Annotated in this window: 14 protein-coding genes; 9 read left to right on the top strand and 5 right to left on the bottom strand. The window is 34.2% G+C overall.

The features are described from left to right. The first annotated feature begins 71 nt into the window (after positions 1-71). From ABH955_RS21025 to lepB, 3 genes are all read left to right on the top strand, one after another. A complete protein-coding gene (locus ABH955_RS21025) occupies positions 72-1,022 on the top strand; it encodes a DMT family transporter (RefSeq protein ID WP_061676181.1) in 951 nt (316 codons plus the stop codon). A gap of 124 nt (positions 1,023-1,146) precedes the next feature. Then, positions 1,147-1,827 (top strand): lysoplasmalogenase, encoded by a 681-nt coding sequence (locus tag ABH955_RS21020; RefSeq protein WP_002063659.1) that lies wholly within the window; start codon positions 1,147-1,149, stop codon positions 1,825-1,827. A gap of 287 nt (positions 1,828-2,114) precedes the next feature. Further along, positions 2,115-2,651, top strand: a complete 537-nt coding sequence (gene lepB, locus ABH955_RS21015; protein WP_002010249.1) for a signal peptidase I — start codon at positions 2,115-2,117, stop codon at positions 2,649-2,651. A gap of 43 nt (positions 2,652-2,694) precedes the next feature. On the opposite strand, the gene ABH955_RS21010 is transcribed toward lepB, so the two are convergent. Continuing rightward, the gene (locus ABH955_RS21010; protein ID WP_404449294.1) at positions 2,695-5,478 is read right to left on the bottom strand and encodes a tetratricopeptide repeat protein; all 2,784 of its coding nucleotides are present in this window, start codon (positions 5,476-5,478) and stop codon (positions 2,695-2,697) included. Positions 5,479-5,956: 478 nt separating this feature from the next. Between ABH955_RS21010 and ABH955_RS21005 the strand changes: the two genes are divergently transcribed. Then, on the top strand, positions 5,957-6,550 hold the full coding sequence (locus ABH955_RS21005; protein ID WP_002091181.1) for a DedA family protein: 594 nt from the start codon (positions 5,957-5,959) through the stop codon (positions 6,548-6,550). A 13-nt stretch (positions 6,551-6,563) separates the two neighbouring features. On the opposite strand, the gene ABH955_RS21000 is transcribed toward ABH955_RS21005, so the two are convergent. The 3 genes from ABH955_RS21000 to ABH955_RS20990 all read right to left on the bottom strand — a co-directional run bounded on the left by ABH955_RS21000 (position 6,564) and on the right by ABH955_RS20990 (position 7,819). Beyond that, a complete protein-coding gene (locus tag ABH955_RS21000) occupies positions 6,564-6,992 on the bottom strand; it encodes an EamA family transporter (protein WP_002091176.1) in 429 nt (142 codons plus the stop codon). A 108-nt stretch (positions 6,993-7,100) separates the two neighbouring features. Further along, entirely contained in the window at positions 7,101-7,247 is a 147-nt protein-coding gene (locus tag ABH955_RS20995) for a BH0509 family protein (protein WP_000817786.1), read from the bottom strand. A gap of 155 nt (positions 7,248-7,402) precedes the next feature. Continuing rightward, a complete protein-coding gene (locus ABH955_RS20990) occupies positions 7,403-7,819 on the bottom strand; it encodes a pyridoxamine 5'-phosphate oxidase family protein (RefSeq protein WP_012260266.1) in 417 nt (138 codons plus the stop codon). Between the two features lie 177 nt (positions 7,820-7,996). Here ABH955_RS20990 and cax point away from each other — a divergent pair, with 177 nt between their 5' ends. Beyond that, positions 7,997-9,052: a calcium/proton exchanger gene (gene cax / locus ABH955_RS20985; protein ID WP_113937971.1), complete on the top strand. Its 1,056-nt coding sequence runs from the start codon at positions 7,997-7,999 to the stop codon at positions 9,050-9,052. An 81-nt stretch (positions 9,053-9,133) separates the two neighbouring features. Then, a complete protein-coding gene (locus ABH955_RS20980) occupies positions 9,134-9,931 on the top strand; it encodes a YfkD famly protein (protein WP_002091172.1) in 798 nt (265 codons plus the stop codon). A gap of 37 nt (positions 9,932-9,968) precedes the next feature. On the opposite strand, the gene yfkAB is transcribed toward ABH955_RS20980, so the two are convergent. Next, the gene (gene yfkAB, locus ABH955_RS20975; RefSeq protein WP_002125019.1) at positions 9,969-11,096 is read right to left on the bottom strand and encodes a radical SAM/CxCxxxxC motif protein YfkAB; all 1,128 of its coding nucleotides are present in this window, start codon (positions 11,094-11,096) and stop codon (positions 9,969-9,971) included. A 213-nt stretch (positions 11,097-11,309) separates the two neighbouring features. On the opposite strand from yfkAB, the gene ABH955_RS20970 reads away from it, so the two are divergent. The 3 genes from ABH955_RS20970 (at position 11,310) to pdaA (ending at position 14,130) form a co-directional block, all read left to right on the top strand. After that, positions 11,310-11,492 carry an SE1561 family protein gene (locus ABH955_RS20970; protein ID WP_002010264.1) on the top strand — a complete coding sequence of 61 codons (183 nt, stop codon included), beginning with the start codon at positions 11,310-11,312 and terminating at the stop codon, positions 11,490-11,492. Positions 11,493-11,698: 206 nt separating this feature from the next. Then, positions 11,699-13,222 (top strand): class I fumarate hydratase, encoded by a 1,524-nt coding sequence (gene fumA / locus ABH955_RS20965; protein ID WP_404449290.1) that lies wholly within the window; start codon positions 11,699-11,701, stop codon positions 13,220-13,222. Positions 13,223-13,347: 125 nt separating this feature from the next. Continuing rightward, entirely contained in the window at positions 13,348-14,130 is a 783-nt protein-coding gene (gene pdaA / locus ABH955_RS20960; RefSeq protein WP_002091167.1) for a delta-lactam-biosynthetic de-N-acetylase, read from the top strand. Positions 14,131-14,181: the final 51 nt, after the last annotated feature.

Here is a 14,181-nt window from a genome sequence, read left to right as displayed (position 1 = left end):
CTTGTGTTTTCGCATTTCCTTTGGTATATATGAATATTGTTCATAAAAAGGTCGGAAAGGAAGACATCAAGTTGAAGACAGAGAAATTTTTTACCCATCCGATTGGCGTGTTTATTGCTGCAATAGTAGCAACATTTTTATGGGGAAGCGCATTTCCCTTTATTAAATTAAGCTATGCTGAACTTGGAATTCAGCCACAAGAAGTCGGGGAACAAATATTATTTGCTGGCTATCGCTTTTTCTTATCTGGTGTAATGCTCTTATTATTTTTTAAAGCGTTAGGAAAAGATATGAAGTTCAAAAAAGGAACAGGAAAGCAGTTAGTTCAAATTGGCTTGTTTCAAACTTTTCTTCAATATATATGTTTTTATATTGGAATGAGTTACAGCTCAGGAATTGAAGGAGCGATTATTTCAGGAACATCATCATTCTTTCAAATTTTACTCGCACACTTTTTATATAAAGATGATGCTCTAAATAGGCGAAAAGTAATTGGAGTAGCTATCGGTTTTTGCGGTGTGATTTTAGTGAATGTACCGAGTGATGGAAGTTTATCATTTCATTTTGGAATAGGTAGCTTATTACTTCTTGGGGCAGCCATGATGTATTCGTATGGAAACATATTAGCGAAAGAAGGTAGTAAAACATTAGATATTGGGTATATGACAGCATATCAGATGATTTTCGGATCAATGGGGTTGCTATGTATAGGTGCATTTCAAGTTGGAATGATGCCATTCATATTTAATCTACATGCAATACTTATGCTCATATATTTATCGTTCTTATCAGCAGCCGGATTCTGTATATGGAATACAATTATGAAGTATAACAAAGTAGGGAAAGTCTCAATGTATATGTTCTTTATACCAGTTTTTGGTGTACTACTATCAAGTCTAATTTTAGGGGAAGCAATCCATTCCTTTGTACTATTTGGTTTAGCGTGTGTCGCAGCGGGAATTATTGTAGTAAATCGTAACCCGGTTAAAAAGAAAGTTGAGCAAGAAAAACAAGTAGCATAGAGAACAGAAAAACGATTAAAATGGAAGAATAGTATTGTTCTTCTTTTTTTACATAGAAAAAGGAGAATGTGATATATGTAACGAAAAAAAGATAGAATAAAGCATTTATTGAGGAGAACATATTATGAATGTACTTTACATTGTGTTAGTCGGGCAAATTATTCTTTTTTTAATGGGAGCAATTTATGCAATAGGACAGACGAAGAGAACGAGAAATAATATGCCGTTACCTTTAGCCGTTCGTCTTATTCTTAGTTTTTCTTTAACAGGAAGTGCAATTTGGATATGGTTACAAGATCCATCGGCTGAGTACAGTACGTGGGTTGCACTCGGTATGACTTTATCAACTGTAGGGGATTTATTTATGGCAGGATTAATTCCAATTGGTCATCGATTAATTGGAGGAATGGTTACTTTCGCTCTTGCACATTGTTTCTATGTGAAAGCATTTTTACAAACAGGTATTTCATGGAATGGTTTTTGGATCGGTTTACTCGTATACGGACTCTTTCTAATTATAGGGTGGTTTTTCTTTATTCGAAATGAAAAACAAGACAAACTTTTTACAATAGGCGCTCTAATTTACGGTTTGTGGGTTGGAGGAATGGCATGTTTTGCATTCGCCTTATATTACGAGAATATAGGAATATGGTGGATACCAGCACTTGGTGGTTTACTGTTTGTGATTTCTGATTTTATTATCGGCGTGACAGATATCGGAGGGCGCAAACTGAAGTATGAACCGCTTTGGATTTGGTTTACATATGTCGCAGCGCAGATGTGTATTGTATATGTAGGATTATAAAAAGATACTCTCAAAAATAGTTGATAGACTATTTTGAGAGTATCTTTTTTATTGCTATGCTATTATATTTGTTTGTTTAATTTGTGCAGTAATTTATACTTTCTAAGCATAAATTTCATAGGAAAAGTCCTGTTTGATAGATGGAAAACATAGTATATAAAAATAGTGAATTTATAGGGAATATTATTTTTATATTTGTAATATTCTAATGTTATAATTCAGAATTTTGTGGAAATTAACTAGTCGGAGTACTTATAATAAAAATAAAAAGATGATGAGATGGTGGAATGATGCAAAAGAAAAAACGTTTGCGTGAATTCTTTGAAATAATTGCAATTGCATGTTTATTAGTGTTTTTGGCAAAAATCTTTTTGTTTTTCCCTACGACTGTAAAAGGAGCATCGATGAGGCCGACGTTACAAGATGGAGATAAAGTAATTATTAATAAACTTGCAAAGAGATTTGAAAGTTATGAGAGAGAGGATATTATTGTCGTGAAGACAGATAATTTCTACGTGAAGAGAGTTATTGGATTGCCAGGAGATGTAATTGAGATGAAGAATGATCAATTATATGTTAATCATCAAGTGAAAAATGAAGAGTATTTAAAGAATAATAAAAAACAGGCAGAAAAATTACTTATCAATTTAACTGAAGATTTTGGACCGATTACAATTCCTAAAAATAAAATTTTTGTGATGGGAGATAATCGTTTAGTTAGTAGGGATAGTAGGAACGGCTTAGGGCTCATTGATAGAACAGAAGTATTAGGAAAGTTCATGGCGATATATTATCCATTTGAACATGTGAAAATTGTAGATTAAAAATAAGAAAAACCAAGCGAGTTAGTTGCTTGGTTTTTCTTATTTAAACAGTTGGTGTTTTATTTATTGTTTCTTGTGAAGCAATATGTTCATTATTTTGGTCGATATTTAACATGAATTTTCGTTGTAACAATTGCAATTTAAAGAGTGTTAAAGGATCATGATAAGTTTCTGGGTTCGTTCTTAGCTTTGTTAATGTTTGCTCATCTTCTTGTATTTCAAGTTGGGCCGCTTCTACGGTTTGTTTCAATATGCTAAGAGGGTCTTTAAAGAACATCATGATATCCCGTTCTAGCGCACCTTCAAACACTTCAAATTGTAGGAAGAATTGTTTTGAAATCATCTGAGCAACTTCTGTATAATCTTCTGTTTCAATATATTGTTTATATTTATTTGATAGCATAGATTGATTTTTTTGCATATTACCGAATAACTTTCCTGCACTTTTTAAGAAAAATTGTGTCGGTGTAAAGCGTAATAAAATATTGATGTTAGCTACTGTAATTCTATTCGTCATTCTTGCAACATCTCTATCCCAGTCATCTAGTAATTTGAAATCACAAGGAAGTTTAATACGCTCTTCCTCATAGAGCTTATTAAAGGTATCGCTCATTTCATCTAAATAAGCCTGAGCTTGAATGAATTCATTATGAGCAGTTTCAATCCATTCTTGAATAGACCCAGTAAACTTAGGAAGGAGCACTTGCTGTACATGTTTTTGAATTCTTTCATTCATTGCTACATTTAGTTCTTCATGGACCAGTTTGAAATCACTATCTTCTTGAACGAGGTCAGAGCAACTCTGCAACAATTCAGGAATTTGAGAATGTATATCCTGCGTAATCTCTTCTTTCGTTAAGAGATAAGATTCTGTAATAGAACGAATTTTATCTTTTTGAATGGCAGTAAGATTATTAATAAAACCATCAAGTTTTACTAAAATATGTTTATTCCAGCGAACGGATTTCACTAACGTATTTTCTAATTCCACACGTTCATTTACAAGGTATGCAATTGTTTTTTGGATAAACCATAATAATTTTTCAATGCGTTCTTTTTCCACGTTACGCTGAGTAAGGTTAGAAAGAATAGAGTCTGTTACGTTACCTAGCTGTTCACTACTCTCTTGTGAAGGAGAGTAAGGGAAAAAGTGTGCTTCTGGGAAATGTACGAGTATTTTCTTTTTAATGCTGTTCGTGATATTTTCACTAGTATTCGTATCAATTGTTTGTAAGACGAATTTAATTTGTAAATTTGGTACTTGCTCACGAATATATAATAATGTATCGAGCTCTTCATCATGTAATGGTGAAGCTGAATTTAGTACATAGATGAGACTATCTGCTGCCTGTAAGTATTCAAAGTGAGAGCTGTTTTTGTCAAGTTGTCCATGCACAGTAGGTGTGACAAGGAATGAAAACTTATTTTTTCGTAAAAATCTACTTGGTAATTTAACTTCAATACATTTTCTTTCTAGTTTTGACTGAGAAGGTACCGCTAGTATGTTATGAAGTTCGTCAAAGTTTGGTATATTTCGTATATCTAGTTCTGTAAGCTCAGTTATTTCAGTTTGACTATCATCTTTAAATGTAATTGAAGTTGTTATAGCCTCATTTAATATATTTTCTCCTAGTATAGAGTTAATAAAGGCTGATTTATCATAATCGCTAGCTCCTGCTACTAGAAGTTGTGTAACAGTTAAATCGTATAACTCACGAACAAGTAGTGTGAATTGATGACCTAAATCTACATCATTCTTCTCAGCCCATACAGCAATCGTTTCAAATAATGCTGATACGTCTGCCATATCAACATTTGCATGAGCTGATGCATTTGAAAGTAAGGCAAATGCGCTTTTTACGAGTAATGATTCTAGAGTTGTCGGTGAAATTTCATTCCATGCTAATACTGCTGCGGAGACAAGTAAAGAATCTTCCGCTTTCGTTAAACTAAACCAATTTGTTAATAAATCTGGTACAAGTCCTTGTAATTCGTGCATGAAATGTTGTCCAGTAATCAATTCGAAGTACGTCTCTTGATAGCGATTAGAAATTTCATTCCAATCATCATTAGCATCTACTTCAATATGTAAGAATAGGTGATTTATTGTTTGAATCCAAGGTAGATGGAATGATTCATTTTCATAGCTGTTCCAAAGTGAAATAACAAGTTCTTTAAACTGAACTTGATCAATAGCATATAAGGCTTTTAAAGATTCATAGAAATACTCAGGTTTTATCTTGTTAGTAAAGCCTCTGTTTACATAATTGATTAAAGTATCAAACCAGTGTAAAGATTTAGTTCGAATTCCTTCTTGAACCGCTAGTTCAATAGCATTATTCCAATCTTCTTGTTTTTCATAGAACGATCGAGCGATTGCAGTAATATTTGGATAGTCCGGTTGAAACGCAACAGCGTCACTAATCGTCTTAAATGCTAGACCTAAACGATTTTGCTCGATATAAAGAGAAAGAAGTTGTAGGGAAACTTCCATCGTAAGAGTTGTATCTTCTGTTTGGATAGATTTGTAAATTTCTTCTGCTTTTGGTAAGAAATCTAATTCGAAATAAGCATCTGCAATATTCTTCATAGCCCAGAGAGCAAGTTCATTATTTACTTTCTCCCATTTGAATATAGCGGCTTCAAAGTCGTTAGTTTGGAAATAAACTTCACCTTGTGCAAAGCGAATATTAGATATGTTGGAGAATTCATTTTTTGATTCATTTATATATGCTTCACCGAGTACTTCCGCTACCGGAATGGAAGAGTCTTCTGTTAAAAATGTTTTATAGTAAATCTTTTGGATAAATTGTTTTTCAATGGTCATGTTCGTTCCCCCTGTATAATTTAGAAAAATGATGTTGTATGTAAAAGGGTGCATGTTACTCTAATAGGTAGAAGTTGCATTATATAGACCAAACTATGTTTTTGCTAGATATATCATTTTTCTTGAGAGTTAAACCGTTGCAAAAAGTAACTTCCCTTTATTGTAACAAAAAAATAAGCCTATGAATTTTTATTTTTTTATCTCGCTATTTATAGGCAGTAAGACTCCTACACCAAAATTTAGCGAATGCAGGGAAGCTAAGTAGGAGCCCTGCTGCCCGTAAAATCCCGATTGGTTCAGGCTAATAATCAGTTGGGATGGATAAAAAACCCCACTGATTAAATCTCTGTTTAAGGAATGGAATAGAAGTAGAGTTCATTATAAAAACAATGTATAGTGAATATGTATACCATGTTTGTCTTAAAGATAGAATGGGCACAATATGGAATAACGATCGTGTATAGGATGTGTCTTCCGAATGGAACAACATATTGGCGAGTTAATCGCACATTATGGATATTTTGGAATTATTATAGCTTTAGCTGGCGGGATTGTTGGATTACCTATACCGGATGAGTTTTTATTGACTTTTATCGGATATAACATTTCAAAAGGAGTTATGTCAGGAACAGCTGCTTTTTTAAGTGGAATGGCAGGTGCAATGCTTGGCATTACATTAAGTTACATATTAGGTTTAAAACTTGGGCTCCCTGTTTTAAAAAAATATGGTCCGAAAGTTAGAATTAAGGAACATCATATTGAAAAAACACATATTTTATTTGAAAAATACGGTCCATTTCTTTTAATGATTGGCTACTTTATACCGGGAGTACGTCATTTAACAGCATATTTTGCTGGAGTTTCAAATTTAACATTGTGGCGGTTTTGTTTGTATGCTTACGGTGGTGCACTAATTTGGATAAGTGTTTTTATTGGCTTAGGTTGGAAACTGGGAGAGAAGTGGCGCTTTGTTGAATATAGTTTCCATCATTATGGAATATGGATTTTATTAGTTTCGGCAATTGTAACATTTATTGTGTGGATTTACATAAGGAAAAGAAAAAACCGCTAATAATAGCGGTTTTTTAGCTGAAAGCAACAAATAATACACCAGCTGTAATAAAGACTACACCAATACCAGTCATAAAGTTTAACTTTTCACCTAATATAATCATCGCGAGAATAATGGAAAATACTACGCTTAATTTATCGATAGGTGCTACTTGTGAAACTTTTCCTGTTTTTAATGCAAGAAAATAAAATAGCCATGACGAAGCACCAGCGATTCCACTTAATGTGATAAATAGCAGTGCTTTTTTATTTAGGAGGACATCACCGATATTTTGAAATTTACCTTGTATAATAATAACTCCTACCATAAATAATGCCATAATAATAGAGCGAATCGTTGTTGCAACGTTGGCATCGATTCCATCTAAGCCAATCTTTCCAAAAATAGATACGAGGGCAGCAGCAATTGCTGATAATAGTGCGAATAATAGCCATGAACTCATAGTGAAATTCCTCCAATCTTACATTATTATACATGAAAATCATTCTCATGTATAAAAAACGAAATAAACCCCCGCCCTATATTTTTAATAAGGTGGGGGTTTATTATACTACTCTGCTATTTCTTCATATAAAAAGTACGTTACATTATAAATATGCTCTACTTCATCGTCTGTCATAAATAATAATTCGTCACGTTCAATCCCTTTTTTCTTTTCAATAAACTCAATCATGTTTTTTCGTTCTTCTCTTTTCATCAATTTTTATTTCTCCCCTCAATCTGTTTTAATACAGTTTATTTAAGTTACTGCTATTATATAACAGAATCTTTAGAAAGTTCCACCTATTTTATTGTTTTTTCAGAAGAACCTTTCGACAAAACAAGCCCACCTAAGGGGGGCTTGTTTTTATTTTATAGTCGTAAAAACTCGGGATCGGTCGCACCAGCACTATCGATGTAATAAATTGTATCAGGATTGATTTTTATTAGTACGTAATTAGGATCTTCCGAACCGAGTAACCAGCGTTTTAAGCTATTAGTCCAAAATTTGTTTTTTAATGTTTGATCTTCTTCGATGGAAGCGATACCTTCAACTTCAATGTAATCTTCATCTAATTTCTTTCCCTCTCGTCCAAGTAGTACGTGCACATTTGGATTCTTCTCGATATCTGTTATCTTTTTTGAATTTCGATCTGTTGCAACATATAGTACAAAATCTTCGTGGAAAAACATCATAAAGGCACCATGTGGCTTATCGTTACGTACAGTAGATAATATACCTGTTCGTTGACCTTGAATAATAGTTGCGATTTTTTCTTTTAAGTGCATGCTTTTAACCTCTTTTCAATTTTTAATTCTTTCTGTCTAAACAAGACAATTTAAATATCTTTCATACTGTTTTCTTCAATTCGATTTTTTAAACGTAATTGTGATGAAATCGGACAAGTTAGGAGAAGAATAATAATAATATTGAGGAGAAATACAGAAGATGGAAGGATGGAAAGCATGTTTAATAAAATATTTCTTATAGTAGCGCTTATAGGTGTACCACTTTCTGTACTCGGAAAAACATTGCATTGGCCTCAAACAATTATGTTTGCTGTATATTGCATTACGATTATCGCATTAGCGGGGTTTATGGGGAGAGCAACAGAAAGTTTAGCAATTGTTTCTGGACCTCGGATAGGTGGATTATTAAATGCTACTTTTGGTAATGCGGTTGAACTTATCATTTCAATTTTCGCACTTCAAGCAGGATTAATTGAAGTAGTGCTAGCATCTTTAACTGGTTCTGTACTTGGAAACTTACTATTAGTAGGAGGGCTATCCTTCTTTATAGGAGGCCTTAAATATAAAAGACAAAGCTTTAATGTTTACGATGCAAGGCATAATTCAGCTTTATTAATATTTGCTGTTGTCGTAGCTTTTGTTATTCCAGAGATTTTTTCAATGAAAATGGATGCTGGAAAGACGTATCAATTAAGTATTGGTGTTTCTATTATTATGATCATTATGTACCTTGCTGCATTGCTATTTAAGTTAGTTACACACCGCGGTGTATATCAACATAAGAGCGATGAAGAAGTACATGAGGAGGAGCCTGAGTGGTCGAAAGGTAAAGCGCTACTCGTTTTAGCGATAGCAACAATTGCGGTAGCTTATGTTTCAGAGGCACTCGTACATACTTTTGAAACGGTTGCAAAGTCATTTGGCTGGTCAGAGTTATTTATAGGGGTTATTATCGTTGCGATTGTTGGTAATGCAGCAGAACATGCATCTGCAATTATTATGGCGTATAAAAATAAAGTGAATATCGCCGTTGAAATTGCAGTAGGTTCTACATTACAAATCGCCATGTTTGTTGCTCCTGTGTTAGTACTTCTTTCGATGTTTTTTGCACAAAAGATGCCGTTAGTATTTACAATACCAGAGCTTGTTTCCATGATTACAGCTGTTTTCTTAACTATTGCTATTTCAAATGATGGGGATACAAACTGGTTTGAAGGAGGCACTTTATTAGCTGCGTATGTCATTATGGGAATTGGTTTTTATTTATTATGAAAAATAGGGATAACAATGTGTTTGAGGGAAAACAATAAATACAGTAATTTATATACCTTTACGTAGGAAGGAGCCTGACAGGTGAAACGAGTGTACAGCATATGTCTTTCAACTATGGTCTCGTTTATTTTATTATTTCCTAACAGTAGTTTTGCAAAGACGACAGTAGAAGTAAAAATGCCTTCATCTGTTTTAAATATTTCAAAAGATAATACATTTCCAAATGATGCACAAGATTTACCACGTTTACAGCCGAGTAAGTTTGCTCAAGAATTATTGAAAACAACAAATATTAAAATTGAAAACCCAGATTTAATTCGAATGTTTAATGAAACGACAATTTCGAATGCACCGCTTGCAGTAGGGTACCGAGCGAAAATTTATTTAGGGCAATGGGCATTAAATTATGAGTCAATAGACACATCGATTAATTGGGAATATAAGCAAGTAAATCGAAATGTATATGATAATCGCGGAGGGGATCGCTTATACCCACTTCGCTATAAGCAAGAAACCCAAAAGACAATCGAAGGTGATTTAACAGCAGATATGAAAGATACTACAGATGTGAAAAAAATGATGCTTCTAAAAGCGCTTGAAAAAGTACAATTGCCACTTTCATTTAAAACAACCATTGGTTATGGTACCGGACATGAGCGTGTTTATAATATTAGTCCAAGTCAACTTGGATATTTATATGCGTATACACCAGCAGTAAATGAAAAAGGAAAAGTAACATTTGGAGAAGTCTACCTTGTGTTAAAAGGGAATCAAAAAAAGCTTGTCGTGAAAAATATTACATCTCAAGGAATCGGAGCTGCTATTCCAATTCATGATCATTTATTTTTTAAATTTGTTTCTTCATCGCATGCACAATGAAATAAAAAACGTCAGCCTATAAGCTGACGTTTTTTATTTATAACATAATGTTTGATGTTTTTGATAAGAAATCTTCTTTTGGATAGTAGCTATTTTTTACAAGAACATTCGGTCCAAGGCATTTCACAGCAGGACAATGGCAACTTAATGATTTTGCTGTTTTTGAGTCACACCATTTGTCGTAAGCTTCTTGTAGTGTATTTGTTTGTACATTACCTAGAAGCGGGACATCACCGAAGTCGGTCACGATAATATTTCCATCGAAAATATTTACGTTCAAACGAGAACGACCATCTGGATCATTGCGGACAGTTACATTTTTACTTTCATGTAATTTCTTTAGTGTAGCTAAATCGTGTTCATTATCACTACATGCATAGAAAGGTAATGTTCCGAATAACATCCACACATTTTCATCACGGATCTCTAATAAATGTTCAACTGCATTTCGAATTTCTTCTTTTGTTAAAATTTCAAGTGTGCTAGCGAAGTCACTCGGATACATCGGGTGCACTTCATGACGTTTACAGCCCATTTCTTCAACGATTTGACGGTGAATATGTTCAATATGTGGTAGAGTTCGTTTGTTTAACATAGTTTCGGCTGATACGAGTACACCTGCCTCTGATAGAGCTTTACTATTTGTAATCATTCTTTCAAATAATTTAGCGCGCTGTTCATAAGTAGGCTTACGCTCCATCATTGCAAATCCGCCTTCAACGAAGTCATCGATTGTTCCCCAATTATGTGAAATGTGCAATACATCTAAGTAGGGAATAATTTGTTCGTAACGTGCTAAATCTATAGTTAAGTTTGAGTTGATTTGAGTGCGAACGCCTCGTTCATGGGCGTATTTTAAGAGTGGTGTTACATAGTTGTCGACGGATTTTTTTGAAAGCATAGGTTCTCCGCCTGTAATACTTAAAGAACGTAAATGAGGAATCTCATCTAATCGTTTTAATAAAAGCTCCATCGGAAGCGGGTTTGGATCTTTCGGCTGTAATGTGTAACCAACAGCGCAATGCTCGCAACGCATATTGCATAACGTCGTCGTTGTAAACTCAACGTTTGTTAATAGTAGTTTGCCGTACTCTTCAAGGTCCATATACGCTTCCCATGGATCGTAAGAAGGAGTAATCGGCTTCATTATTTGTGATATCGTCATATGAAATACTCCTTTGACTATTGAAATAACAATTTGTCCATTCTCTATAATAGAAGAATATGTACTTTTTATAAAGTGAAACTTTTTTGTGAAAAAAGAGAGAGGGCTTACATTATAATGAATTACTGCGACAAAATTGATGAAATTACATGCCCATAGCAATCATTTTTGCGGTATAATAAAAGCAACTCGAATTAAAAGGAGAGTGCCTTCATGGGAAAAGCAATTCAAGGTAAAGATTCACAACTAGTATATTTGAAAGAACGTTTAAATATGTTCATTGAAGTAATTGATACGATTGAACCAGAAGAGGTAGAATTAGAAGATGTAGATCGTCTTCTTGCAATGTTAGATGAATTAGAACTGAAATGTGAGCAATTTAAAAAAGACGAATAATATATTAAAAAGGCTGCCACTACAAAATTGGCAGCCTTTTTCTGTACGGATAATAGAAGGAATATAGAAAAAAAGGTATAATCAAGTTGTGAAAAATTTCATTTAACCTTTAATGGCGTGAAATAAATAAACAGCTGAAGAGTATAACAATGGAATTTTCATTTCATAACGTTTTGGTAGCGTTCACAATTGAGGGGGAAGTAACAATGGAAAAGCTTCAAGAAAGCATGTATCAACTAATTGTTGAAACGTCAACGAACTTACCGAAAGATGTTCGTCGCGCAATTCAACAAGCGAAAGAACGAGAAAATGCAGGGACTCGTTCAGCGATGGCACTTGGCACAATTACGAATAACATTAAAATGGCAGATGATAATATCTCGCCAATTTGCCAAGATACAGGGATGCCAACGTTTAAAATTTATACACCAGTTGGTGTGAATCAATTAAAACTGAAGGAAGCTATCTATAGTGCGCTTGAGCGGGCGACAAAAGATGGTAAACTTCGTCCAAACTCTGTTGATTCTCTTTTTGGAGACAATAGCGGAAACAATTTAGGACCAGGTACACCTGTTATTAAGTTTGAACAATGGGAAAAAGATTACATTGATGCACGTTTAATTTTAAAGGGCGGCGGTTGTGAGAATAAAAATATTCAATATAGCCTGCCTTGTGAAATAGAAGGACTTGGACGAGCTGGGCGTGATTTAGAAGGAATTCGTAAATGCCTTCTTCATGCAGTATATCAAGCGCAAGGTCAAGGGTGTAGCGCAGGAGTAATCGGCGTCGGTATCGGGGGAGACCGCACATCAGGTTACGAATTAGCAAAAAATCAATTATTCCGTACATTAGATGATGTAAATCCAGTTCCAGAATTACACAAGCTTGAAGAGTATGTATTAGAGAATGCGAATAAGCTTGGCATTGGTACGATGGGATTTGGCGGAGAAACAACTTTATTAGGTTGCAAAATTGGAGTATATAATCGTTTGCCAGCGAGCTTCTACGTATCTGTTGCGTATAATTGTTGGGCATATCGTCGTCTTGGCGTAACAATTCATCCTGAAACAGGTGAAATTATGGATTGGTTATACCAAGAAGGTGAAGATACACTTCAACAAGACGCTGCGCAAGAACAAACAGAGCAGCGTGAAATCGTATTACAAGCTCCAATTACAGAAGAGCAAATTCGTGAACTTCGTGTTGGTGATGTTGTTACAATTAACGGCATGATGTATACAGGACGTGATGCGATTCATAAACATTTAATGGATAACGATTGTCCAGTAGATTTAAATGGACAAATTATTTATCATTGTGGTCCAGTTGTAGTGAAAGATGAAAATGATAATTGGCAAATTAAAGCGGCAGGTCCAACGACAAGTATTCGTGAAGAGCCATATCAAGGCGATATTATGAAAAAGTTTGGTATTCGTGCTGTAATTGGTAAAGGTGGTATGGGTGCTAAAACATTAGCAGCTTTAGAAGGACACGGTGGTGTGTACTTAAATGCAATTGGTGGTGCAGCGCAATATTATGCTGAATGTATTAAAGAAGTGAAAGATGTTGATTTCTTACAATTCGGTATCCCAGAGGCAATGTGGCATTTACGTATCGATGGTTTTAAAGCAGTTGTAACGATGGATTCTCATGGTAAAAGTTTACATGCTGATGTTGATAAAACATCACTTGAAAAATTGGCGAGCTTTAAAGAACCTGTATTTAAGTAAAGAGAAGTGCATCTCGAATTATTCGAGGTGCATTTTTTGGTATATATAGAAAAACATGTTCAGCATGAAAGAAAGCAGGGAAACAGAAACTACAGGTACGATTATATATGGAAAGGAGACTATTTATGAAATATAAATGGTTATATATAGGTCTCATTTTTTCAATTATGATGGCACTTGTTCCAGTTTCAACATTTGCTTATACGAATACATCACATAGCTGGGGAATCCCACGTCCTAAAAATGAAACGGTGCCAGATGCAGGGAAACTATATACAGAATTACTACAAAAAAATGGTGGGTTTTATTTAGGAGATACGAAGAAAAAAGATATTTATTTAACATTTGATAATGGATACGAAAATGGATATACAGGAAAGATTTTAGATGTATTAAAGGAGAAAAAAGTACCAGCAACTTTCTTTGTGACGGGACATTATATAAAAACACAAAAAGATTTATTATTAAGAATGAAAAATGAAGGACATATTATTGGTAATCATTCTTGGAGTCATCCAGATTTTACAACAGTAAATGATGCAAAACTTCGTGAAGAATTAACGAGCGTAACGGAAGAGATTAAAAAAGTAACAGGGCAAAAAGAAGTGAAATATGTACGCCCTCCGCGAGGTGTATTTAGCGAAAGAACGTTAGCTCTTACGAAAGAAATGGGATATCATAACGTGTTTTGGTCGCTTGCATTTCTTGATTGGAAAGTAGATCAGCAAAGAGGATGGCAATACGCTCATAATAATGTAATGACTATGATTCATCCAGGATCTGTTTTGTTACTTCATGCAATATCAAAAGATAATGCAGAAGCACTTGCGAAAATCATTGATGATTTGCGCGAGAAAGGGTATCATTTTAAAAGCCTAGATGATTTAGTAAAAAGCAATCAACCGTAAGCATGTATGCTTGCGGTTTTCTCATGCTATAATGATGTGTAAAAAGGATGG

The sequence above is a fragment of the Bacillus sp. RC240 genome (genome assembly GCF_044907945.1).
In the GTDB taxonomy this organism is placed as follows: Bacteria; Bacillota; Bacilli; order Bacillales; family Bacillaceae_G; genus Bacillus_A; species Bacillus_A mycoides.
This window is presented reverse-complemented; position numbering and strand designations above follow the sequence as displayed.

Bases quoted from the DNA above. Each gene is read 5' to 3' on its own strand.
- lepB (WP_002010249.1), top strand. From the start codon at position 2,115: ATGATGCAAAAGAAAAAACGTTTGCGTGAATTCTTTGAAATAATTGCA.
- ABH955_RS20995 (WP_000817786.1), bottom strand. From the start codon at position 7,247: ATGAAAAGAGAAGAACGAAAAAACATGATTGAGTTTATTGAAAAGAAA.
- cax (WP_113937971.1), top strand. From the start codon at position 7,997: ATGTTTAATAAAATATTTCTTATAGTAGCGCTTATAGGTGTACCACTT.
- ABH955_RS21020 (WP_002063659.1), top strand. From the start codon at position 1,147: ATGAATGTACTTTACATTGTGTTAGTCGGGCAAATTATTCTTTTTTTA.
- ABH955_RS20990 (WP_012260266.1), bottom strand. From the start codon at position 7,819: ATGCACTTAAAAGAAAAAATCGCAACTATTATTCAAGGTCAACGAACA.
- yfkAB (WP_002125019.1), bottom strand. From the start codon at position 11,096: ATGACGATATCACAAATAATGAAGCCGATTACTCCTTCTTACGATCCA.
- ABH955_RS21005 (WP_002091181.1), top strand. From the start codon at position 5,957: ATGGAACAACATATTGGCGAGTTAATCGCACATTATGGATATTTTGGA.
- ABH955_RS20970 (WP_002010264.1), top strand. From the start codon at position 11,310: ATGGGAAAAGCAATTCAAGGTAAAGATTCACAACTAGTATATTTGAAA.
- ABH955_RS21010 (WP_404449294.1), bottom strand. From the start codon at position 5,478: ATGACCATTGAAAAACAATTTATCCAAAAGATTTACTATAAAACATTT.
- fumA (WP_404449290.1), top strand. From the start codon at position 11,699: ATGGAAAAGCTTCAAGAAAGCATGTATCAACTAATTGTTGAAACGTCA.
- pdaA (WP_002091167.1), top strand. From the start codon at position 13,348: ATGAAATATAAATGGTTATATATAGGTCTCATTTTTTCAATTATGATG.
- ABH955_RS21000 (WP_002091176.1), bottom strand. From the start codon at position 6,992: ATGAGTTCATGGCTATTATTCGCACTATTATCAGCAATTGCTGCTGCC.